The sequence below is a fragment of the Acidovorax sp. FG60 genome, assembly GCF_057808995.1.
The window spans coordinates 25,238-48,567 of sequence record NZ_JBMDJC010000022.1 but is presented as its reverse complement, the minus strand read 5'-3'; the positions used below and the strand labels follow the sequence as shown (position 1 = coordinate 48,567).

The 23,330-nt window shown below is 66.5% G+C and carries 19 protein-coding genes; 13 read left to right on the top strand and 6 right to left on the bottom strand.

Going from position 1 to position 23,330, the window contains the following annotated elements; translation table 11 throughout:
* Positions 1-29 precede the first annotated feature (29 nt).
* Positions 30-914, top strand: a complete 885-nt coding sequence (locus ACODS0_RS23610) for a ChaN family lipoprotein (protein WP_488837508.1) — start codon at positions 30-32, stop codon at positions 912-914.
* 1 nt (position 915) lies between these two features.
* Here the strand turns inward: ACODS0_RS23610 and ACODS0_RS23605 are convergent, their stop codons facing one another.
* On the bottom strand, positions 916-3,228 hold the full coding sequence (locus tag ACODS0_RS23605) for a putative bifunctional diguanylate cyclase/phosphodiesterase (protein ID WP_488837506.1): 2,313 nt from the start codon (positions 3,226-3,228) through the stop codon (positions 916-918).
* 52 nt (positions 3,229-3,280) lie between these two features.
* Between ACODS0_RS23605 and purU the strand changes: the two genes are divergently transcribed.
* From purU to ACODS0_RS23580, 5 genes are all read left to right on the top strand, one after another.
* The gene (purU, locus tag ACODS0_RS23600; RefSeq protein WP_121507789.1) at positions 3,281-4,129 is read left to right on the top strand and encodes a formyltetrahydrofolate deformylase; all 849 of its coding nucleotides are present in this window, start codon (positions 3,281-3,283) and stop codon (positions 4,127-4,129) included.
* Positions 4,130-4,150: 21 nt separating this feature from the next.
* Positions 4,151-5,059 carry a LysR substrate-binding domain-containing protein gene (locus tag ACODS0_RS23595; protein ID WP_488837504.1) on the top strand — a complete coding sequence of 303 codons (909 nt, stop codon included), beginning with the start codon at positions 4,151-4,153 and terminating at the stop codon, positions 5,057-5,059.
* A gap of 267 nt (positions 5,060-5,326) precedes the next feature.
* Positions 5,327-6,832, top strand: coding sequence for an FAD-linked oxidase C-terminal domain-containing protein (locus ACODS0_RS23590; RefSeq protein ID WP_488837502.1), 1,506 nt, complete (start codon positions 5,327-5,329; stop codon positions 6,830-6,832).
* A 3-nt stretch (positions 6,833-6,835) separates the two neighbouring features.
* Positions 6,836-7,360 carry a hypothetical protein gene (locus tag ACODS0_RS23585; protein WP_488837500.1) on the top strand — a complete coding sequence of 175 codons (525 nt, stop codon included), beginning with the start codon at positions 6,836-6,838 and terminating at the stop codon, positions 7,358-7,360.
* A 200-nt stretch (positions 7,361-7,560) separates the two neighbouring features.
* Positions 7,561-7,995, top strand: coding sequence for a hypothetical protein (locus ACODS0_RS23580; protein ID WP_488837499.1), 435 nt, complete (start codon positions 7,561-7,563; stop codon positions 7,993-7,995).
* A 421-nt stretch (positions 7,996-8,416) separates the two neighbouring features.
* Here ACODS0_RS23580 and ACODS0_RS23575 read toward each other — a convergent pair whose 3' ends face one another.
* Positions 8,417-9,712 (bottom strand): DUF445 domain-containing protein, encoded by a 1,296-nt coding sequence (locus tag ACODS0_RS23575; RefSeq protein ID WP_431151625.1) that lies wholly within the window; start codon positions 9,710-9,712, stop codon positions 8,417-8,419.
* Between the two features lie 33 nt (positions 9,713-9,745).
* Positions 9,746-10,885 carry an aminotransferase class V-fold PLP-dependent enzyme gene (locus ACODS0_RS23570; RefSeq protein ID WP_108498063.1) on the bottom strand — a complete coding sequence of 380 codons (1,140 nt, stop codon included), beginning with the start codon at positions 10,883-10,885 and terminating at the stop codon, positions 9,746-9,748.
* Positions 10,886-10,975: 90 nt separating this feature from the next.
* Here ACODS0_RS23570 and ACODS0_RS23565 point away from each other — a divergent pair, with 90 nt between their 5' ends.
* Both ACODS0_RS23565 and ACODS0_RS23560 read left to right on the top strand, forming a co-directional pair.
* Positions 10,976-11,782, top strand: coding sequence for an AraC family transcriptional regulator (locus ACODS0_RS23565; RefSeq protein WP_121422042.1), 807 nt, complete (start codon positions 10,976-10,978; stop codon positions 11,780-11,782).
* A gap of 98 nt (positions 11,783-11,880) precedes the next feature.
* Positions 11,881-12,492, top strand: coding sequence for a LysE family translocator (locus tag ACODS0_RS23560; RefSeq protein WP_488837496.1), 612 nt, complete (start codon positions 11,881-11,883; stop codon positions 12,490-12,492).
* 28 nt (positions 12,493-12,520) lie between these two features.
* On the opposite strand, the gene ACODS0_RS23555 is transcribed toward ACODS0_RS23560, so the two are convergent.
* Both ACODS0_RS23555 and ACODS0_RS23550 read right to left on the bottom strand, forming a co-directional pair.
* Entirely contained in the window at positions 12,521-15,793 is a 3,273-nt protein-coding gene (locus tag ACODS0_RS23555) for an acetyl-CoA carboxylase family protein (protein ID WP_488837553.1), read from the bottom strand.
* Positions 15,794-15,880: 87 nt separating this feature from the next.
* The gene (locus tag ACODS0_RS23550) at positions 15,881-17,491 is read right to left on the bottom strand and encodes an AMP-binding protein (RefSeq protein WP_488837495.1); all 1,611 of its coding nucleotides are present in this window, start codon (positions 17,489-17,491) and stop codon (positions 15,881-15,883) included.
* Between the two features lie 144 nt (positions 17,492-17,635).
* Between ACODS0_RS23550 and ACODS0_RS23545 the strand changes: the two genes are divergently transcribed.
* From ACODS0_RS23545 to ltaE, 3 genes are all read left to right on the top strand, one after another.
* Entirely contained in the window at positions 17,636-18,286 is a 651-nt protein-coding gene (locus tag ACODS0_RS23545; RefSeq protein ID WP_121941770.1) for a TetR/AcrR family transcriptional regulator, read from the top strand.
* 53 nt (positions 18,287-18,339) lie between these two features.
* Positions 18,340-19,587, top strand: a complete 1,248-nt coding sequence (locus ACODS0_RS23540) for a branched-chain amino acid ABC transporter substrate-binding protein (protein WP_056745814.1) — start codon at positions 18,340-18,342, stop codon at positions 19,585-19,587.
* A gap of 109 nt (positions 19,588-19,696) precedes the next feature.
* Complete coding sequence (ltaE, locus tag ACODS0_RS23535; RefSeq protein WP_488837492.1) at positions 19,697-20,767, top strand: low-specificity L-threonine aldolase; 1,071 nt, start codon at positions 19,697-19,699, stop codon at positions 20,765-20,767.
* Positions 20,768-20,773: 6 nt separating this feature from the next.
* Here the strand turns inward: ltaE and ACODS0_RS23530 are convergent, their stop codons facing one another.
* The gene (locus ACODS0_RS23530) at positions 20,774-21,493 is read right to left on the bottom strand and encodes a YggS family pyridoxal phosphate-dependent enzyme (RefSeq protein WP_488837490.1); all 720 of its coding nucleotides are present in this window, start codon (positions 21,491-21,493) and stop codon (positions 20,774-20,776) included.
* A 37-nt stretch (positions 21,494-21,530) separates the two neighbouring features.
* On the opposite strand from ACODS0_RS23530, the gene ACODS0_RS23525 reads away from it, so the two are divergent.
* Both ACODS0_RS23525 and ACODS0_RS23520 read left to right on the top strand, forming a co-directional pair.
* Positions 21,531-22,574 carry a type IV pilus twitching motility protein PilT gene (locus ACODS0_RS23525; protein WP_055398404.1) on the top strand — a complete coding sequence of 348 codons (1,044 nt, stop codon included), beginning with the start codon at positions 21,531-21,533 and terminating at the stop codon, positions 22,572-22,574.
* Positions 22,575-22,641: 67 nt separating this feature from the next.
* Positions 22,642-23,277: a Crp/Fnr family transcriptional regulator gene (locus ACODS0_RS23520; protein WP_055398403.1), complete on the top strand. Its 636-nt coding sequence runs from the start codon at positions 22,642-22,644 to the stop codon at positions 23,275-23,277.
* Positions 23,278-23,330: the final 53 nt, after the last annotated feature.

Genomic DNA, 23,330 nt, shown 5'->3' with positions numbered 1-23,330 from the left:
GTCAAGTCTCACCCGCGTAGCATGGCGCCATGCAACGACCACCCGACACCCACCTCTGTTCCCGCCTGCTGCTGGCCGGAGCCCTGATAGCCACGGGAGCACTGGCAGGCTGTGCCAGCACGGGCACCACGCCCCCCAGCACCCCACTCGCTGCGTGGCCCGACCGCCTGCAGGCCCTGCTCCCCACCGATGTGCTGTTGCTCGGCGAACAGCACGATGCGCCCGACCACCAGCGCCTGCAGCGCGAGACCGTGTTGTGGCTGGCCGCAAAAGGCCAGTTGGCGGCCGTGGTGATGGAGATGGCCGAGAGCGGCCACAGCACGCAGGCCCTGCCGGGCGACGCCACCGACGCCCAGGCCCAGGCCGCCTTGCAATGGAACGACGCCGCCTGGCCGTGGAAAGCCTATGGCCCCGTGGTGATGGCCGCCGTGGCTGCTGGCGTGCCGGTGCTGGGTGGCAACCTGCCGCGCGCCCAGATGCGCGCCGCGATGGGCGAGGCCCGCTGGGACCAGCACCTGCCCGCCCCCGCACTGGCACAGCAACACCAGGCGCTGCGCGAGGGCCACTGCGGCCTGCTGCCGGAATCGCAAATTGCCCCCATGGCCCGCATCCAGATCGCCTGCGACGCGAGCATGGCGCGCACCGCCCAGCAGGCCCTGCGCCCCGGGCAGACGGTGCTGCTGGTGGCCGGGGGCGGTCATGTGCTGCGCAGCCTGGGAGTGCCCACCCACTGGCCAGCCGGTTTGGTGTCAAAAGTGGCCCTGGCGCAATCTGGTAAAGCGCAGACAGCTATCAAAAATGGAGCAAACAAACCAGGCGACGCGGAAGCGGTGATTGAAACCCCTGCCCTGCCACCCCGCGATGCCTGTGCAGAACTGCGCGAGAAGTGGCGCCCGGCGCGCCCAGCACCTTGACCTACGGTGCCACAGTCACGGGCTGTGCCCGCAGCAGCGCTGCGAAGTCATCGGCGGGCACGGGCCGACTGCACAGGTAGCCCTGGTACGCATCACAGCCCCGCTCTCGCAAGAAGGCCAACTGGCCGTCGGTCTCCACCCCCTCGGCCAGCACCGACAGCCCCATGCTGTGCCCCATGGCGATGATGGCGGCGCTGATGGCCATGTCGTCCTCGCTTTGCGGAATGTCGCGGATGAAACCCTGGTCGATCTTGAGCACGTCAATCGGAAAGCGCTTGAGCTGCGCGAGCGACGAATACCCTGTGCCAAAGTCATCCACCGCAATGCGCAGGCCCAGCGCGCGCAGGCGCATCAGCACCTGGCGCGCCTCTTCGGTGCGCTCGGCCAGGGCGGTTTCGGTGATCTCCAGCTCCAGCAGCTCGGGCGGAAAGCCCGAATCGGCCAGCGCGCCCGACGCGCAACCGGCCAGGTCCGTCAGGTGGAACTGGCGCGGCGACACGTTCACGGCGAGCGTGAGGTCGGGCAGGCCTGCCTGGCGCCAGGCCTGGCCCTGGCGGCAAACCTCGCGCAGCACCCATTCGCCCAGCGGGCCAATGACGCCCGAGGTTTCGGCCACGGGGATAAAGCGCGCGGGCGAGATCAGGCCCTCCACCGGGTCGTTCCAGCGCACCAGCGCCTCGGCGCCCTGGATGCGGCCGGTGGCAATGTCCACCTGCGGCTGGTAATACATCTGCAGGTGGCCCTGCGCCAGCGCCAGGCGCAGGCGCGACTCCAGCGCCAGCCGCTCGCGCGCAGCCTGGGTCATCGCCTCGTGGAAGAAACACCACGCCCCCCGGCCGCGCGCCTTGGCGCCATAGACCGCCGCATGGGCTCCCTGCAGCAGAAGCTCGGTGGTGTTCGCGTGCTCAGGGAACATGCAGATGCCCACGCTCACACCCGCCACCACTTCAAAGCCATCGGGCGAACGCCAGGGCTCGGCCACGGCCGTGATCAGGTGCCGCGCCACGGCAGCGGCGCCGTCGGCATGGCGCAGGTGGCGCGCCACCACGGCCAGCTCGTCGCCCGCCAGCCGCCCCATCACGTCGCCCGGCCGCAAGGCTGACTGCACCTGCCGCGCGATGTGCTTGAGCACCTCGTCACCGGTGGCATGGCCGTAGCTGTCGTTCACGTCCTTGAAACGGTCGAGGTTGAGCAGCAACACAGCAATGTGCTCGCCACTGGCTCGCGCCTCCAACACGGCCTGCTCCAGCTGGTGGCCGAACCACGCGCGGTTGGAAAGCCCCGTGAGCGCATCGTTGTGCGCCAGGAACTCCAGCCGCTGCTGCTGCACCTTTTCTTCAGAAATGTCGGTGAACATGCACACGTAGTGCGTGATCTGACCCGCAGGGTCGCGCACGGCCGACAGGGACATGTGCTCTGGAAACACCTCGCCGTTCTTGCGGCGGTTCCAGATCTCGCCCTGCCAGTGGCCCGTCTGGCGCAATGTGCCCCACATGGCCTCGTAAAACGCCTTGTCATGCCGCCCCGACTTGAAGACGCGCGGCGTCTGGCCCAGCAGTTCCTCCTCGGTATAGCCCAGCAGGCGGGTGACGGCGGCGTTGGCCGACAGGATGCGGCTTTGCGCATCGGTCACCACCACGCCCTCCATGGTGTTGTCCACCACCGTGGCGGCCAGCCGCTGGCGGGCCTCGCTGTTCTTGAGTGCGGCGCGGGCGGCCTTGATCTCGTCCAGGTCCTGCAGAACGCAGACCATATGGGCGGGCTCGGCATCCGCCTCGGGGACCAGCGCTACCGTGCACAGCACGGCCACCTTGCGCCCATCGCCCGGACGAAGGCATTCGTGTTCACCCACATAGTGGTCGATCTCGCCCGCCAGCAGGCGCGACAACTGGGCAGCCACCCGGTCACGGTCGGGCGCCATCAGCACATCGCGAACATTCAGGCTGCAGACCCGCTCCAGCGGCGCGCCGAGCAGATCACACAGGCGGGTGTTGGCCCACAGGAACCGCCCGTCTGGCGCCGCGCGCGCGATACCTGCCGGCACGTGGCGCACGATCTGCGACAGCTCCCTGGCCATGGCCAGGCGCACCTTTTCGGCGTGGCGCATGCTGCGCAGCAGGCACCAGGCCAGCCCACTGGTCAGCAGCACGTAACCCCAGCCCTTCCAGGTCTGAAAGCGCGTGAGCAGCACCGGGTCGCTCACCCACCGGGCCAGCAGCGCGTCGCCCACGAACACCCAGGCCACCCCCAGCACCAGGTACAGCAGCATTCCCCGCCAGGGGACAATACGCGACGCATCGCCCGGATTGGTCATTGATTTCCCTGTTCGACAAGCGCTCAGGCCATGCTGCGACAATCGCACCGCTATGACCAACGCCTACATCCTTACCCTGTCCTGCCCCGACCGCCTGGGGCTGGTGCATGCCGTTTCGGGCTTTTTGCTGGAGCACAGCGGCAACATCGAAGAAGCCGCGCAGTACAACGACCACGCCACCGGCCTGTTCTTCATGCGCGTTCAGTTTGCCTGCGACCAGCACGATCACGCAACGCTCAAGGCCCGCCTGGCCACGTTTGCAGAACCCTACAACATGCATTGGCGCCTGCACGCAACAGCTGCGCCCATGAAAACCGTGCTCATGGTCAGCAAGGAGGGCCACTGCCTCAACGACCTGCTGTTCCGCTGGAAGAGTGGCCTGCTGCCCATCGACATCCGCGCCATCATCAGCAACCACCGCGACTTCTACCAGCTGGCGGCCAGCTACAACGTGCCGTTCCACCATATCCCGCTGACGGGCAGCACCAAAGCCCAGGCCGAAGCCAAGCAGCTTGAGATTATCGAGGGCGAAGGGGCCGAGTTGGTGGTATTGGCCCGTTACATGCAGATACTTTCTCTTGACCTATGTCAAAAGTTGGCCGGACGGGCGATCAACATCCACCACAGCTTCCTGCCCAGCTTCAAGGGCGCCAAGCCTTATTACCAGGCCCATGACCGGGGCGTGAAGCTGATCGGCGCCACGGCCCACTATGTGACGGCCGACCTGGACGAAGGCCCGATCATCGAGCAGGACGTGGCCCGCGCCGACCACACCGACACGGTCGAAGACCTCACGGCCCGGGGCCGCGACACCGAAAGCCAGGTGCTGGCCCGCGCCGTGAAGTGGCACAGCGAGCACCGCGTGCTGCTCAACGGCCACAAGACCGTCGTCTTCCGCTAACCCGCTAACCCGTTCTGCCCCATGGCCACGGCAGCCCCGCCCTCCTCCTTCCTCAGTAGCGCAGCCCGGCGCATTCCGCCCATCCAGTGCCTGCTGACCTTTGAGGCCCTGGCCCGCCTGCGCAGCGTGACGCAGACGGCTGACGAGCTGTGCGTCACGCCCAGCGCCGTGAGCCACCGCGTCAAGCAACTGGAGCAGATCCTGGGCGTGCGGCTGTTTGGCCGGGCCGATTTTTCGCTGACCACCGAGGGCAGCGCCTACCTGGCCCATGTGCGCGAGGGGTTGGGTGCGCTGCAGCGCTTTCCGGGCCAGGCGGCCGCGCCCGGGCGGCGGCGGCTCAAGCTGGCCGTGACGCCCACATTCGCGCGCACCATCCTCATCCCCCGCCTGCGCCAGTTCACCGAGGCGTATCCGGAGATCGACCTGGCCCTGCAAGTCTCCATCCCGCTGCTGGACGTGGTGGCCGAGGATGCCGACCTGATGGTGCGCTTTGGCCCCGGCCACTATGCCGACGTGGAACATGTGGAGCTGGCGCGCGACGTGGTCACCCCCCTGGCCTCGCCCGCGTTCGTGCGCGAGCACGGCCCCTTTGACCGCCCCGAAGACCTGGAAGGCGTGCCCCTGCTGCGCAGTCCGCTGGAGCCCTGGCGCACCTGGTTTGCTGCCACGGGCCTCGACTGGGCCGAGCCCAGCGAGGGCTCGCAGTTCAACGACATCGGCCTGATGTGCGACGGCGCCGCTGCCGGTATGGGCGTGGCGCTGGTGCGCCTGAAGCTGGGCGCACCGTGGCTGGAGAACGGCACGCTGGTGCGCCTGTTTGACACCGACACTGCCAGCCCCCACGCCCACTACCTGTGCTGGCGCACCGGCACCATGGACCGGTGGGAATGCGCGGCGTTTGCCGAGTGGCTGCGCAAAACCATGGCGTAGTAGAGGCATTCCCCTGAGTCGCCTTTGGCGCCTTCCCCCTTCTCTCGGCTGCGCCGGAAGGGGGACGCCGCCCTCGCTGCGGGCGGCCCTTGCTCGGCTGCCCTCGCCCGAGCCGCGCCCTCCTCCACCAAGTTCAGGCAAAAATCAGCCCCAGCGCTTGTCCATCAAGCGCTAGAAGCTATCAATTAGTGAGCATTTCGGTGTTTTTCACAAACACCTGCAGAAAACCTCACACCCCGCCCGTCCCCATCCCCTACAGTGGCGGCCATGATCACCGCCACTTCTTCCGCCCCGCTCCCGACACCCGCCGAACGCGCCGCGCGCCAGGCCGAGGTTGTCCTGGCCCTGGGCCGCGTGCTGCCCGCCCACGCACTGCTCTGGCACACCGAAGACACCACGCCCTACGAATGCGACGGCCTCACCGCCTACCGCCAGCGCCCGCTGGTGGTGTGCCTGCCTGAAACCTACGACGAGGTGCAGGCCGTGCTGCAGGTGTGCCACCGGCTGCAGGTGCCCGTGGTGGCGCGCGGCGCAGGCACGGGCTTGTCGGGCGGCGCCATGCCCCACGCCCTGGGCGTGACGATGTCGCTGGCCAAGTTCAACCGCATCCTCGACATCAACCCCGAAAGCCGCACGGCCGTGGTCCAGTGCGGCGTGCGCAACCTGGCCATCAGCGAGGCGGCCGCGCCCTACGGCCTGTACTACGCACCCGACCCCAGCAGCCAGATCGCCTGCACCATCGGCGGCAACGTGGCCGAGAACTCGGGCGGTGTGCACTGCCTCAAATACGGCCTCACCGTGCACAACGTGCTCAAGGTGAAAGGCTTCACAGTGGAAGGCGAGCCCGTCGAATTTGGCAGCGAGGCGCTGGACGCCCCCGGCTACGACCTGCTGGCCGCCGTGATCGGCAGCGAAGGCATGCTGGCCGTGACCACCGAAGTGACGGTCAAGCTCATCCCAAAGCCCCAGCTGGCGCGCTGCATCATGGCCAGCTTTGACGACGTGCGCAAGGCGGGCGACGCGGTGGCTGCGGTGATCGCGGCGGGCATCATCCCCGCCGGGCTGGAGATGATGGACAAGCCCATGACCGCCGCCGTCGAAGACTTTGTGCACGCGGGCTACGACCTGACCGCAGAAGCCATCCTGCTGTGCGAAAGCGACGGCACGCCCGAAGAGGTGGAAGAAGAAATCGGCCGCATGAGCGAGGTGCTGCGCGCTGCGGGCGCCACCGCCATCAGCGTGAGCCGCGACGAGGCCGAACGCCTGCGCTTCTGGAGCGGTCGCAAGAACGCCTTCCCCGCCAGCGGCCGCATCAGCCCCGATTACATGTGCATGGACTCGACCATCCCGCGCAAGCGCCTAGCCGACATCCTGCTCGCCATCCAGGAAATGGAAAAGAAATACCAGCTGCGCTGCGCCAACGTGTTCCACGCGGGCGACGGCAACCTGCACCCTCTCATCCTGTTTGATGCGAACGATGCCGACCAACTGCACCGCTGCGAGCTGTTTGGCGCGGACATCCTTGAGACCAGCGTAGCCATGGGCGGCACGGTGACGGGCGAGCACGGCGTGGGCGTGGAAAAGCTCAACAGCATGTGCGTGCAGTTCACGGCCGAGGAAAACGCGCAGATGTTTGGACTGAAACATGCATTCGACCCGGCGGGGTTGCTGAACCCAGGGAAGGTGATTCCTACGCTGAACCGGTGTGCGGAGTACGGGAAGATGCTGGTGCGCGGGGGGGCGATCAAGCATCCGGATTTGCCGAGGTTTTAAAGAATGAAAGCCGCCGACGTATACAAGCGACTGAAAGGCCATTTCGGCGCTTGGACCAAGATGCATGGATTTAGCCCATTAGAGCGAGGCGTCTCTTGGAGTCGGCCTCACGGTAGTGTGGCCTTAATTTTTGGTTTCGGCGTTGCGCGCAGGGACTATTGGGATCAATTTGCAGGATCTCAGTTTGTTTTGGATTTCCAGATTGGAAGGCCAGGGAACGACGATCTGAAAAATCGGTGCTTTCGATTTTGTTACTTGCTAACCGACGCTCAGCGGGAAGAGCTGCGCCTAATACAAAATCGCGTAATCAACTCACTGACCGCACCTCCCTACGACCACGAGCGCGTACGAGACCTTGATACAGAAACGAAAGATTGGTATCTGGAAAAGTTCGTACCAGTGCCTTCGATCAATCCAAAGCACGATACGTGGATGCGGTACTACACCGCTGAACATGTGGATGAATGGGCCCACTATCTGCTGCGCCAAATGCCTCACTTCCTTAACGAACTCGAAACGCGGAAATGACGAATGGTCGAGACCGACACGCAACAGCTTGGCTCCCGCGAGGTGCTGGCAATCGCATGCCTCGCAGTACCAAGCCGTTTCGTGCATTTCACTGCCAACGCTGAGCGTCCAATTTCATAGCAGCCACCGGCTCCGCTGGACAATTGCGCCCTGCAAAACCCCGACAATCTGCAGGTCCTCGCGTTCTTTCATCCGACCTCATGCCCAGCGACTCCCCCACCACCCTCCTCCAATCCGGCAACGCCCTCGTAGCCCAAGCGCAAGCCGTGGCCACGCAAGACTTTGCCGCAGCGCGGGCGCTGTGGCGGGAGGCGGGCGTGTTGTTTCAACGGGCGCACGAAGCCGACCCCACGCAACATGCTGCGGCATTTCGTCTGGGGCAGGCGTGGGTGGCCGAGGCCCATGCACTGCAGAAAGAAGGATCAGAAGATGCGACGGAGATGTGGCGCCAGGCGGCACTGCAGTGCGAGGTGGCCTTTGCGCTCGACCCGCACCATGCGGTGACGGCCATGCACATCGCCAGTTGCTACGCCTGGGCGCAAGACGCGGACGCCAAGCAGGCCTGGGCGCAGATTGCGCAGCATCTGCAGGAAGAACACGCGGCCAACATGGCGGCGGATCAAGCGGCACGCTAGCTGAAGCAGCCCCGCCGCGGCCGAGCAACGCGATGGCCCGTGTGGCTGTTCGGCTGTTGGATGTTCGGCTGTCCATCCCCCTGCTGGCTGCGCCTGCGGCGGGGCGGTTACGGGGTGAGCATGGGCGTCGAAGCGCCCATGCCTCGTGATCTGACTCGCCGTGGTTGTCCGAGCGGCGCGCGCCAGCGCAAAGCGAGTTCCACGGCGCACCCCGCAACCGCCCCGACGCAGGTTTGCCCCCACGCACCGCGTGGGGGTCGCAGACTGGGGGTCGCCTTTCTTTTGGGTACTTTTCTTTGGCGAAGCAAAGAACAAGTACCTCGCCCGCCGGGGCGAGTCCCGGCTTCCGCCCTTTGCACAGGCACGCCGCTGAAATCAGCGCACAAGCCCAGGCTTCGACAGACTGAGCCCGAACGAGTGGTCAGCTGCCCACCACCGCCCGCCAAATCTCCCCCGCGTGCGACACCGCAAACAGCACCAGCCCAATCAACCCGCCCACCACGGTGCCGTTGATACGGATGTACTGCAAATCCTTCCCAATGTTCAGCTCAATCAGCTGTGTCATCTCCTCGGTATCCCACCGCCGCACCGTCTCCTCAATGTGCTGAGCAATGAACGCCGACACATCCGGCGCCAGCCCCTCCACCCACCGCTCCAGCCGGTCATTGAACGACTGCCGCAACGCCGCATCGCCCGCCAGCGACTCACCCAGCCACAACCCCAGCTTGCCCACCTGCCGCGCCAGCACCGAATCGGCATCGGCCAGGTCACGCTGCAACGCACCGCGCAGATCCAGCCACAAGGTCTGCACATAACCTGCCACGGTGGCATCGGTCTGCAGCCAGGTGCGGATCTCCTCGCCCTTGCGCTCCCATTCCGGGTCGCTGCGCAGGCGCTCGATAAAGCGCTGCACCGCCACATCAAACTGCGCACGCAGTGCGTGCTGCGGGTTGGCGGCCACATCGGCCATCAGGCTCTCCAGCGCGCGGGCCAGCAGGGCCGAGCCCTTGTCGCCCAGCCAGTCGCTGGGTAATAACTTCTCGGTGCGCGGGTGGTCCTTCTTGAGCCAGGCCACGATGGACTGCGCGACCCAGGTACGGGTCTGCTCGTTCTGCAGCAGTTCGATGAGCTTGGCCAGCACGTCGTCCAGCAGCGCCTGGTGACGGCCGTTGTGCGTGAGGGTGTCGAGCACCGCCGCCAGGGCACGCGACATATCCACCTGCCCGATCAAGGCACGCGCGGCCTTGTGGATGAAGCGCTCCACCTGCGCGTCCTGCACCGTCTCCAGCGCGGCCGATGCCAGGCGCGTGGCATGGTGCCCCAGCAGCGCGGCGTTGCCTGGCGCCGTAAGCCACTGCGCCAGCCGCTCGGCCGGGTCATGCCGGCGGATCAGCGACACGAGCGAAGGCACGTCCAGGAACTTGTCGCGCACAAAGGTGGCGAGGTTGCGGCCGATGCGCGCCTGGTTGCGCGCAATGACCGCCGTGTGCGGAATGGGCAGGCCCAGCGGGCGCCGGAACAGCGCCACCACCGCAAACCAGTCGGCCAGCGCACCCACCATGGCGGCCTCGGCCATGGCTTTCACGCAGTTGAGCAGCAGGCCGCGTTCGACCACACTGGTGGCGATGAACACGGCCGTCACGAGCAACAACAGGCCCAGTGCCTGGCGCTTGGCCCGGCGCAAGGTGAGGGTTGCGCTTTCAGTCTCGGCGTTCATCCGAGCAAGCCCGCCGACCTGGACCGCAACCTGTCAGGCTGCCGCCGCAATCTGGTCCAGCGCCTTCGACAAATGGCCCACGGTGCGGTCCACGTTGTGCCACTTCTCCAGGCCAAACAGGCCGATGCGGAAGGTCTTGAAGTCCGGCCCCTCATCGCACTGCAGCGGCACACCCGCAGCCGTCTGCAGGCCCACTTCCATGAACTTCTTGCCGTTCTGGATGCCGGGGTCGGTGGTGTAGCTCACCACCACGCCGGGCGCCTTGAAGCCGTCGGCCGCCACGCTGGGGAAGCCGCGCGATTCGAGCAGCGCGCGCACCTTGGCGCCCAATTCGATCTGCTCGTCACGCACCTTGGCAAATCCATATTCACGCGTCTCGGCCATCACCTCGCGCAGGCGCACCAGCGCATCCGTGGGCATGGTGGTGTGGTACGCGTGCTGGCCCTTTTCGTAGCCCTCGGCGATCTGCATCCACTTCTTGAGGTCACACGAGAAGCTGCTGCTCGTGGTGCCCTCGATGGCTTCACGCGCACGCTCGGAAAGCATCACCATGGCGCAGCAGGGCGATCCGCTCCAGCCCTTTTGCGGCGCGCTGATGAGCACATCCACTCCCGTGGCCTGCATGTCCACCCACATCGCGCCCGACGCCACGCAGTCCAGCACAAACAGCGCGCCCACCTCATGCGCAGCCGCCGTCAGCGTGCGGATGTAGTCGTCGGACAGGATGATGCCGCTGGCCGTTTCCACATGGGGCGCAAACACCACCTTGGGCTTTTCAGCGCGGATGGTGGCGGCGACTTCTTCAGCGGGGCATGGTGCCCAGGGCGCCTGCGGGCCACTGCCCTGCTGGCGCGCCTTGCACACCACGGAACCACCCCCCAGGCCCTTGTCGGCATCAAAGATCTGCGTCCAGCGGTAGCTGAACCAACCGTTGCGCACGATGAGCACCTTTTCCTTGTTGGCAAACTGGCGCGCCACGGCCTCCATGCCGAAGGTACCGCTGCCGGGCACCAGCACGGCCGTGTGGGCGTGGTAGACCTCTTTCAGCGTGCCCAGGATGTCCTGCACCACGCCGGTGAAGCGCTTGGACATGTGGTTGAGCGCGCGGTCGGTGTAGACCACCGAAAATTCGAGCAAACCATCGGGGTCGATATCGGGCAAAAGGCCGGGCATAGGGGAGTCTCCGCGTGTGAAACTGGGGTAGGAAAAAGGGACGATCAGGTCAGCTTATCATGGCCCCGCGCCACCCAAAGGCCGCGCGCCATGCAGCAAAAACCCTTCCGATTCCTGCCCACCGCACTGCCCGGCATCGAAGCAATGCAGGCCGACTCCCGCCTCGTCTTCGGCAGGCACATGCACTTGCAGTTCGGCCTCGGCGTGATCGAGCGGGGTGCGCAGAAATCGGCCAGCGGCCGGGGGATTGTGGAATCGGGCCCAGGCGACACCATCACGGTCAACCCCGGCGAAGTCCACGATGGCATGCCGCTGGACGAGCGTGGACGCGCCTGGCGCATGCTCTACCTGGAGCCTGCCCTGGTGGCGCCATTGGCGGCCGAGGTGCATCCGGGCCCGCTCGGCTCCGCTTTCGAATTCCATGCTCCGACGATGCGCGATGCGCGGCTGGCGGCCCAGGTACTGGCGCTGTTCGACGCGGCCACCCACCGCCCCAACCACTCGGCCGCAGCGCTGCATGTGGAGGAATGCTTGTTGCAGGTGCTGGGCGGCCTGCTGCGGCCGAAGGGCCACCAACAATCCGCCGCGACCATCACCAGGGCTCGCACCATGATGGACGACGATCCCACCGCGCCCTGGAGTCTCGCGCAACTGGCCGATGCAGCAAGTTTGAGCCGCTACCAGCTTGTGCGCCAATTTGCCCAGGCCACGGGCCTCACGCCACACGCCTACCTGCTGCAGCGCCGACTGCAGCTTGCGCGCCATCTGATGGGTGCGGGTACGCCCCTCGCCGATGTCGCCGCAGCGAGTGGCTTTGCCGACCAAAGCCACCTGACGCGCCTTTTCACGCGCAGCTTTGGCATCACACCGGGCGCCTACGTTCGCGCACGCGGCTGACAGCCCGGCCCCTGCAATTTCGTTCAAGACCGTTGTGCGGGGGTTGGCGGATGCTGCGGGCATCGCCACTTCACGCCGCCGCCGCGCGGCCTCTCGCCATGGGCATCGAATTTCTCATCACCTCGCTCATCGTGGTCGTCTCGCCGGGGCCAGGAACCCTGCTGACCGTGGCGGCCGGACTCTCGGGCGGCGCGCGGGCCGCCGCCGTGACGGCGCTGGGCTGCACGCTCGGCATCGTGCCGCACCTGCTGGCGGCGATCACCGGGCTGGCCGCGCTCCTCAACGCCAGCGCCACGGCATTCGAAGTCCTGCGCTACGCGGGGGTCGCCTACCTGGTCTACATGGGCTGGGCCACGTGGCGCTCGCCCGCCACACTGGAGGTTCGCACTGACGCGCCCACACGCGCTGCCAGTGGGCGTGTCGCGGAAGCCATGCTGATCAACCTGCTCAACCCCAAGCTGTCGCTGTTCTTCCTCACCTTTCTGCCGCAGTTCATCGCACCGGGTGAAGCGCAGCCCGCGTGGCGCATGCTCCAGCTCTCGCTGGTCTTCATGGCCATGACCTTTGTGGTGTTCTTGGGCTATGGCGTCTTTGCCGCCCGGTTTCGTGACCAGGTGCTGCAGCGCCCCGGCACGCTGGTGTGGCTGCGCCGCGGCTTTGCGGCCGCGTTTGTCGGGCTCGGCGCAAAGCTCGCCCTGATGCACCGATAGGCACCACCGTGTCAGGTGCCGTGCTGCTTCACCAGGTATCGATGCAACGTGGACCCAGCGGCGCCACCTGCGCCGATGCCAACCCCCGCGCCAGCCACGCCCGGGTGTCAGCCGGGTCGATCACCGCGTCGATCTCCAGCGTAGCGGCCATGTGCATCGCCTCGCCGTTGGCGTAGGACTTGGCCAGCAGCTTGGCAAACAGCGCGTCGCGCTCGGCGCCCTCGGGCAGCGCCTCCAGCTCCTTGCGAAAGCCCAGGCGCACGGCGCCTTCGAGCCCCATGGCGCCGAACTCGCCCGTGGGCCAGGCGACAGTGAACACGGGCGCATGGAAACCCCCGGCCGTCATGCCCATGGCGCCCAGGCCGTAACCCTTGCGCAGCACCACGCTGAAGGTGGGCACGCGCAGACTGGCGGCGGTGACGAACAGGCGGCTCACGTGGCGCACCTGGGCCGTGGCTTCGACCTCGGGGCCGACCATGAAGCCGGGCGTGTCCACCAGGCTCACAATAGGCAGGCCATGCGCGTTGCACAGCTGCATGAAGCGCGCGCCCTTGTCGGCCGCATCGGCGTCGATGGCGCCGCCCAGGTGTTGCGGGTTGTTGGCCAGCAGGCCCACGGGGCGGCCTTCGATGCGCGCCAGCGCGGTGTGGATGCCCGCACCGAAGCCGGTGCGCAGCAGCAGCAGGCTGCCTTCGTCCACCAGGCCGGCCATCGCCGTGCGGGTGTCGTACACGCGCAGGCGGTTCTCGGGCACCACGGCGCGCAGCAGGCGCTGGTCGGGTGCAGACCACTGCGATGCGCGGCCCTGGAAGAACGACAGGTAGTGGCGCGCGGCCTGCACCGCCCCGGCCTCGTCATCGACCAGCACGTCGATCACGCCGTTGGCATGCTGCACGCGGCTCGGGCCGATCTGCTCGGGCTTGAAGACGCCCAGACCACCGCCTTCGATCATGGCCGGGCCGCCCATGCCGATGTTGCTGGCACGCGTGGCGATGATCACGTCGCTGCAGCCCAGCAGCGCCGCGTTGCCCGCAAAGCAGCGCCCTGCGGCGATGCCGATCACCGGCACCTGGCCCGACAGCGCCGCGTAGCTGGCGAAGGTGTGCACATGCAGCCCCGCCACCACGGGCATGTCGGTGTCGCCCGGGCGCCCGCCGCCGCCCTCGGCGAACAGCACCACGGGCAGCTTCTGCGCCAGTGCGATGCCGAGCATGCGGTCGGTCTTGGCGTGGTTGCGCACGCCCTGGGTGCCGGCCAGCACGGTGGCGTCGTACGACATGACCACCGCGCGGGATTTCTCGTCGCCAAACAGTGTGCCATTGATGCCGCCGATGCCCGTGACCATCCCATCGGCGGGCGTGTTGGCAATCAGGTCCTCCTTGCTGCGGCGGCGGGCCTGCGCGGCGATGGCGAGGGCACCATATTCGATGAAGCTGCCGTCGTCGCACAGGTCGGCAATGTTCTCGCGCGCGGAGCGGCCGCCTTGGGCGTGGCGCTTGGCCATGGTGTCGGGGCGCGCGGCGTCGAGCGTGAAGGCGTGGCGGTCGATCACGCGTTGCAGGTCGGCGCGGATGTGGTCGGGGTCGTGCGCAGCGCTGCCCTGCACTTCGACATCGGCCGCATCGTCCACAGCCTCCAGCACCAGCAGCGGCTGCCCCTGCGCGACGTAGCCACCGGCCACGGCCAGCAGCGCGCAGACGCGGCCCGCGTGCGGGGCCAGCAGCACATGCTCCATCTTCATTGCTTCGAGCACGGCCAGTTCGGCGCCGGCAGCGACCACGTCGCCTTCGGCCACGCTGAATTGCACAAGGCGCGCGGGCATGGGGGCCAGCACCGCGCCATGAGGCACGGGAGCTGTAGATTCCAAGGCATTTTGGCCGTATCCGCGCTCTGGATAATCGCTTATAGCTATATTTTTAATAGCACTCAGCAATTGGGGCAGCACCGACTCCAGCCAGCGTGTGTGCACCTGCTGGCTCTCCATCTCAGGCCGTGTTGCCAGCGCCTGCAGCAGCGCCAGGTTGGTGGCCACGCCCTCGATGCGGCACTCGGCCAACGCGCGCTGCGAGCGGCGCAGCGCATCGGCAAAACGCGGGCTGCGCGTGTGCACGATGAGCTTGGCCAGCAGCGTGTCGTAGTGCGGCGACGGCGTGGCGCCTGCTGCGCCGTGCGTGTCCACGCGCACGCCTGGGCCTGCGGGCAGGTCAAAGCGGCTGAGCGTGCCGCTGCCTGGGGTGGCGTTGCCCTGTGCGTCCAGCGTTTCGGCGTTGATGCGCCACTGCACGGCAAAGCCCAACACGGTGGGCGGTGCGGCAGGGTCGAGGCCGATGTCTTGCAACGTGCGGCCCGCGGCCAGCGCGATCTGCGCCTGCACCAGGTCCACGCCGGTAACCTCTTCGGTGATGGTGTGCTCCACCTGTAGGCGTGGGTTGCATTCGATGAACACAAACGGCAGGTCGTTCGAGGCCAGGTCCACCAGAAACTCGAACGTGCCCAGGCCCTCGTAGGCCACGGCGCGCGCCATGGACAGTGCGGCGGTGGTGATGCGCTCGCGCAGCGGCGCAGGCAACGAAGGACTGGGCGCGATCTCCACCACCTTCTGAAAGCGCCGCTGCAGCGTACATTCGCGCTCGCCCAGGGCGATCACCTCGCGCCCATCGCCCAGCACCTGCACCTCGATGTGGCGGGCATTGCCCATCAGGCGCTCCACGTACACGCCGTCCACACCAAAGGCGGCCTGCGCCTCGCTGCGACAGCGCGCGTAGGCAGCGGGCAAGTCATCGGCCGACGCCACCGCGCGCATGCCGCGCCCACCGCCGCCGCCGATGGCCTTGATGACGATGCCGGCATGGGCATGCTGCGCAAAGAAGGCCTGCGCCTCCTGCAGCGTCACCGCCGTCTGCGTGCCGGGCATGAGCGGCACACCCTGCTGCTGCGCCAGTGCACGGGCCTGTGCCTTGTCACCGAACAGCGCCAGCTGTGCGGGCGTGGGGCCGATGAAGCGCAGCCCCGCCTCGGCACACGCACGGGCAAAGTCGGCACGCTCGCTCAGGAATCCATAGCCCGGGTGCACAGCATCGCAGCCCTGCGCCTGGGCAATGGCGATGAGGCGCGCACCGTCCAGGTACGCCGCCGGGCCGGTGGTGCCCAGCGCCACGGCCACACTGGCTGCGTGCACATGGGGACTGGTGGCGTCATCGTCGGCATACACGGCCACGCTGGTGATGCCTAGGTCGTGCAGGGCGCGCACAGTGCGCAGTGCGATTTCGCCCCGATTGGCAACCAGCACTTTGGTGAACAGAACAGAAGATGGCATAGGGCAGTCGCTATGTTTTGTATAGCTACCAGCGCATATTCATCAGGCGCCAGCAGCCAATTTCTCATTCAATCACGCAATATCCCGAAGCAGGCGGCGCAGCACTTTGCCAGCGCCGGTGGCGGGCAGTGCGTCGATGAAACGCACCTCGCGCGGGGCTTTGTAGGGCGCCATGTTCTCGCGGCACCAGGCCACCAGGCCGGCGGCGTCCACATCCTGGCCGGGCTTCTTGACGATGAAGGCGCGCACCACCTCGCCCTTTTCTGCATCGGGCACGCCAATCACGGCGGCCTGTGCCACGGCAGGGTGTTTGATGAGCAGGGTCTCGACCTCTTCGGGGAACACGCTGTAGCCCGAAACCTTGATCATTTCCTTGAAACGGCCGATGAAGGTGAGATAGCCGTCCGCATCGATCTTGCCCATGTCGCCGGTGTAGACCCAGCCGTCCCGCAGGGTCTTGGCCGTGGCCTCGGGCTTGTTCCAGTAGCCCTTGAAGTTGCCGGGGCCGTGTATGGTGATCTCGCCCACCTCGCCAACGGCCAGCGGCGCACCGGTGTCGGGGTCGACGATGCGCAGGGTGTTGCCCGGCACGGGCTTGCCCTGGGTGCCCCAGCGGATCGCGTCCACCGGCATGGCGGTGTCCACCGTGTGGGTTTCCGACAGGCCATAGGCCGCCTCGTGCGCAATGCAGTTGGGTGCGAACTGCTGCCACTGCTGGGCCAGCGCCTCGGTGAAGGTGATGCCGAAGCTGGTGACCGGGTTGCGGCGCAGCGCGCTCCAGTCCATCTCGCGTGCGCCGGGCACCTGCATGAGCGCGCCGTTCATGGGCGCGATGCTGTACCACCAGGTCACGCGGTGGCGCTCCAGCGCCTGGGCCACGCCCAGCGGGTCAAAACGGTACAGCAGCACGGCCGTGGCGCCGGTGTAGACCGGCAGGTTCACGCCCATCACCATGCCGGCGATGTGGTACAGCGGTGCCACGGCCAGCAGCGTTTCGTGCGGTGTCATGCCATTGCAGTCCGCCGATGCAGCGGTCTTGAACGTGGCGTTGCCGTAGCTCAGCATCGCGCCCTTCGGTAACCCGGTGGTGCCCGAGGTGTAGGTCATGAGCGAGATGTCATCCATCGACAGCGCCACGGGCGCAGGCCGCGCACCGGTTCGGGTGGCGGCCAGGAAGTCTTCGCAGCCCGCAGGCACCGGCGCCAAGGCGGCGCGCATGGCCAGCAGCTCGGCGGGTACGTCGATGCTGGGCGAGCCCTCGGGCAGCAGCTCGGCATAGCGCACCACAAACACCTGCTGCAGCGCGGTCTTGGCGCGCACCTTGTCCACCACGGGCAGCAGCACATCGGCCGCGACGATCACGCGCGCCTGCAGGTCGGTGAGCTGGTACTCCAGCTCATGCTCCTTGTTCAGCGGCCCGCAAGGACAGACGATGGCGCCGATCTTCTGGATGCCGTAGTGCGCCATCACGTACTGGGGGCAGTTATTCATGAACAGTGCCACGGGCTCGCCCTTGGCCACACCCAGCGCCTGCAGGCGCGCGGCAAATGCATCACTGGCCGCATCAAGCTGCGCCCACGTGAGGGGCTGGCCGTACCAGAGGTAGGCGATGCGGTCGGGCGTTTCGCGCGCGTGGCGGCGCAGGTGTTCGTGCAGCGGCAGCTGCGGTGCGGCAGAAGGCATGGCGTTGTCTCCAAGGTGTCTGGAATCGCTGGTTCTTGGGGTTTTTGCTAGGTGCTCACACCCGCCAGCGTCTTGCCAATATATACCGCTCGGTAGAACAATGCTACCCATGGGTATAACTTCAACGTCGCGCAAAGGACACCGATGAACCAGCAGCCCCCCGTGCAGGCCAGCGGCCGCCAGAAGGCCGCCACGGCCGGGTCGGACGAGAAGCGCGAACGCATCTTGCGCGCGGCCGAGGCGCTGTTCGATGCGCAGGGCTACGCCAACACCACCATCGAGCAGATCGTGCAGCAGCTGGGCGTGACCAAGCCCTTTGTGTACTACTACTTCCGCAACAAGCAGGAGATCTTCGAGACGCTGTCTTGGGCGCCTGCCGTGGCGTGTTTCACTGCGATGGACTTTGCGGCGGACGATGACCGGCCTGCCCATGTGAAGGTGACGGAAGGCATCGAGCGGCTGATCCGCGCCACGCTGGAGCACCACCCCTCGGCCTTCTTCCCGTACCGCGAGCCGCAGGTGTACCGGCCCGAGTACCTGGCGGCGCAGAAGGATTTGGCGAACCACTTCTACGACCGGCTGTGTGCACTGCTCGAACAGGGCCGCCAGGACGGCATGTTCGAGTTCAACGACACCAAGATCACCGCCCTGGCCGCCTGCAGCCTGCCCGGCTTTCTCTACAACTGGTACCGCCCTGACGGCCGCCTGTCGCAAGACGAGGTGGCGCAGGAGCTGGCGCAGCTGGCCTGGCGTGTGCTGGGGCTGCGGCGAACCCGCAAGCGCAACCCAGCCTGACGCGCATCGCAGCACCCCTACACCAAGCACAACAACCACCGGAGACAAAACCCATGAAAACCGTGTTCCTCACCCCCCTGGCCGCTGCGGCGGCACTACTCATCGGCACGGCCGCCAGCGCGCAGGAGACCTTCAAGGTCGCCTACATCGATCCGCTGTCGGGCCCGTTCGCCAACGTGGGTGAGCTGATGCTCACCCACACACAGTACGCCATCGAGGACATCAACGCCAAGGGCGGCGTACTCAAGGGCACCAAGCTGCAGCTGCTGCAGTTCGACAGCAAGCTCTCGGCGCAAGAGAGCCAGAGCGCGCTGCAGGCCGCCATTGACCAGGGGGCCAAGGCCATCGTGACGGGCGGCTCGGGCTCTTCCGTGGTCACAGCACTGGTGCAAGCGGCAGCGCGCCACAACCAGCGCAATCCGGGCAAGGAGATCCTGGTGCTGAACCACTCCTCCATCGACCCCGAACTCACGGGCAAGGCCTGCAACTTCTGGCACTTCCAGTTCGAGGCCAACACGGCCATGAAGATGAAGGCCATTGCCAACTACATCAAGAAGCAGCCGGACATCAAGAAGGTGTACCTGCTGAACCAGGACTACGCCCATGGCAAGCAGTGGGCGCACTACGGCCGCGAGATGGTGGGCCTGGCGCGGCCCGACATCCAGTTTGTGGGCGAGGCGCTGCACCCCATCGGGCGCGTGAAGGACTTTGCGCCCTACCTCGCCAAGGTCAAGAGCACGGAGGCCGACTCGGTCATCACCGGCAACTGGGGGCAGGATATGACCCTGCTGCTCAAGGCGGCGGGTGACGCGGGCTACAACCTGCGCTACTTCAACCACAGCGCGGGCTCCATCCCCGGCACGGTGCTGGCGGTGTCGCAGGCCAAGCAGGGCCAGCTGACCTGGGTGGCCGAATGGCACCCCGGCCAGGCCGACACCCCCAAGGTGGACGCACTGGCCAAGACCTACAAGGCCAAGACGGGCAAGGACTTCCTTGCGCCACGCATCGAGATGACGCCGCGCTTCCTCGCCGCCGCCATCAACAAGGCCCAGTCCACCGACCCGGTGAAGGTGGCCCGTGCGCTGGAAGACCTGACGCTCGACTCGGTGGTGGGCCCCGTGCGCATGCGCGGCGAAGACCACCAGCTGCTGCTGCCCCAGGTGGTCAACACCATCGCGCCGGTGGACGGCAAGGCCGTGAAGGTGGGCTGGGAAGGCACCAACTATGGCTTTCGCACCGATGCGGCCTACACCGGCAATGAAATAGCCCAAGGCACCGAGTGCAAGATGACGCGGCCTTGATGCCACGGCGCCGAAGGGCGCCGAAATCCCCACAGCGGCAACCGCCACAGGCCGCCGCTACCATGGCCGGTCATTGCATTCATTGACCCGACCCACAAGGACCGCGCCCATGCCCGACTTTCGCAGCGACACCGTCACCCAGCCCACGCCCGCCATGCGCGAGGCCATGTTCAAGGCGCCGCTGGGCGACGATGTGTTTGCCGACGACCCCTCGGTGAACGCACTGCAGGACCATGCTGCCGAGCTGCTGGGTTTCGAGGCCGCGCTGTTCGCCCCCTCGGGCACGCAGACCAACCTGATTGCGCTGTGGGGCCACTGCCAGCGCGGCGACGAGGCCATCGTGGGCCAGAGCTGGCACACCTACCGCTGGGAGGCGGGCGGCATGGCGGTGCTGGGCTCCATCCAGCCCCAGCCCGTGGAAACGCAGCCTGACGGCACCCTGCGTCTGGCCGACATCGCCGCCGCGATCAAGCCCGACGACCCGCACTTTGCCCGCACCCGCCTGGTGGTGCTGGAGAACACGACCGGCGGCCAGGTGTTGCCCCCCGCCTACATCGCCGAGGTGGCACAGCTGGCGCGCAGCCGGGGGCTGGCAATGCACCTGGACGGCGCACGCATGTTCAACGCTGCCACGGCCAATGCCGCGCGCAACGGCACCGATGTGTATGCGGAAGCGCGCGCGCTGTGCAGCCACTTTGATTCCACATCGCTGTGCCTGAGCAAGGGCCTGGGCGCGCCTGTGGGCTCGCTGGTGCTGGGCTCGCGCGACTTCATCCGGCAGGCGCGCCGCACCCGCAAGATTTTGGGTGGTGGCATGCGGCAGGCGGGTGTCCTGGCGGCTGCCGGCCACTACGCGCTTCAGCACCATGTGCGGCGCCTGGCGGAAGACCACGCCCGCCTGGACCGGCTGGCCCAAGGGCTGGCCGAAGCCAACCGCAGCCACCCCGTGCTGCAGGGCAAGCTCACCGTGCTGCCGTGGCAGACCAACATCCTCTTCACCGACCTGCATGCAGAGGTGGCCCCCGCGTTCACCGCCTGGCTGGCGCAGCACGGCGTGCGCGTGACCAGCAGCCTGTATGGCGGCGCCACCCGGCTGCGCTGGGTGGCGCACCTGGATGTGAGCGAAGCGGACGTGACGGCAGCGCTGGATTGCGTGGCGCGCTTCACGCTGCCGGGCTGAACCCGTTCAGGCGGCGGGGTAGATCCGTCCACCAAACACACCGGTGCCCACGCGCACCAGCGTGCTGCCTGCCTGAATGGCTGCCTCCAGGTCGGCCGTCATGCCCAGGGACAGGGTGTCGAACTTCCCCAGGCCCGGTCCGCCCAAGGCAGATATTTGGTCAAAAAGCCTCTTGGCGCTGGTGTGGATTGCCAGTTGCGCTTCAAATTCAGGAGCATGGTCCGGAATGCTCATGAGCCCCCGCACCACCAGCCGTGGCAGTTTTGCGACAGCCCGCACCAACTCCAGCGTTTCGGCAGGAGCCACACCCGACTTGGTGGGGCCTCCATCGATATTGACCTGGATACATATCTGCAGCGGCGGCAGGTGATCGGGCCGCTGGGCCGACAGGCGCTCGGCGATCTTGAGCCGGTCCACCGTATGCACCCAATCAAAGTGCTCGGCCACCAGGCGGGTCTTGTTGCTCTGAATGGGGCCTATGCAGTGCCACTGCAGCGCCACATCGGGCAAGGCAGCGCGCACAGCCGCAATCTTGTCCACGCCTTCCTGGATGTAGTTTTCGCCGAAGTCGCGCTGGCCGGCGGCCACGGCCTCCAGCACCGCATCGGCGCCAAAGGTCTTGGAAACGGCCAGCAAGGAAACGCTGGCCGGATCGCGCCCGGCGGCTTTGCACGCCTGCGCCATCCTGCCCAGAACCTGTTGGAGGTTGTTAGCAATCGTGGTCATAATGTTTGGCAAGCGTACCAAACGATAGAGGGATTCCGTGGACATTACCCAACTGCTCGCGTTCAGCGTCAAGAACAAGGCCTCCGACCTGCACCTCTCCGCAGGCCTGCCGCCCATGATCCGGGTCCACGGCGATGTGCGGCGCATCAACGTCGATGCGCTGGACCACAAGACGGTGCATGCCATGGTGTACGACATCATGAGCGACGCGCAGCGCAAGACGTATGAAGAGTTTCTGGAAGTCGACTTCTCGTTTGAAATCGAAGGCCTGGCACGTTTTCGCGTCAACGCCTTCAACCAGAACCGGGGCGCCGCCGCCGTGTTCCGGACCATTCCAAGCAAGATCCTGACGCTGGAGCAGCTCAACGCACCCAAGATCTTCGGCGACCTGGCCCTCAAGCCGCGCGGCCTGGTGCTGGTGACCGGACCTACGGGCTCGGGCAAATCCACCACGCTGGCCGCCATGGTCAACTACCTTAACGAAACCGAATACGGCCACATCCTCACGGTGGAAGACCCGATCGAGTTCGTGCACGAATCCAAGAAGTGCCTGATCAACCAGCGCGAAGTGGGGCCGATGACGCTGTCGTTCGCCGCCGCGCTGAAGTCCGCACTGCGCGAAGACCCGGACGCCATTCTGGTGGGTGAAATGCGCGACCTCGAAACCATCCGCCTGGCCATGACGGCGGCGGAAACGGGCCACTTGGTGTTTGGCACACTGCACACCTCCAGCGCTGCCAAGACGATTGACCGGATCATCGACGTGTTCCCCGCCGAAGAAAAGGAAATGGTCCGTGCGATGTTGTCCGAGTCGCTGCAGGCCGTGATCTCGCAGACACTGTGCAAGACCAAGGATGGCTCGGGCCGCGTGGCCGCGCACGAGATCATGCTGGGCACCAGCGCCATCCGCAACCTGATTCGCGAGGCCAAGGTGGCGCAGATGTACTCCACCATCCAAACCAGCAACAGCGTGGGTATGCAGACGCTGGACCAGAACCTCACCGACCTCGTGCGCCGCAACATCATCAGCCCGGCCGAGGCCCGCAGCAAGGCCAAGATCCCCGAGAACTTCCCTGGCTGAGCCCCCCGCAGCACACACCCATGAACGACTTTGCGGCCCCTGCAGGCGCCGCATACCGGAGCCCGATATGAAAGGCATTCTGAGCCTTCTGAAAATGAAAACCCGGGGCGGCAAGCCTGCGGAAGACCACACGGATTCCGTGCTGTTCTCCACGGCCTTTGCAGGCCAGGGCGTAGACGATTCGATGCTGGTGCCCTGGGAGGCACGTGCCGTGGAAGTAGGCGCCAAACGCCTGCCCACCAGCCGAGGCGGCAAGCTGCTGCAAGGTCTGTGGGCCAAAGACAAATACATGGCGCACCTGGACAAGGACGCCGTGGAGCGCATGGAGCGCTTCTTCGAATTTGCGGCCATCCCGTCCAACCGCGATGTGATCCGCCAGGACGAGTACGGCAATTTCATGGTGGTGCTGCTCACGGGCACCATCGCCGTGGACCGTGTGCAGCCCTGGGGCGAGCAATTGCGCCTGGCCGAGACGCGGCCCGGTGACATCCTGGGCGAGATGTCGCTGCTCGACAGTGGCATCCGCTTTTCGGCCTGCACCACGCTCACTGACTGCGAGATCGCCGTGCTGAGCGCCGAAGCCATGGACGACATGATGACCAAGGACCCGCAGCTTGCAGCCAGCCTGATTGCACTGCTGGCCCGCAAGCTGTCGCTGCGCCTGCGTGTGGTGAGTGCGCGCCTGAGCGACAACCACAAGTAATGATGCGCCACGACAAGATCAATGATCGTCCAGCCGACGAACAGCCCCGGGAG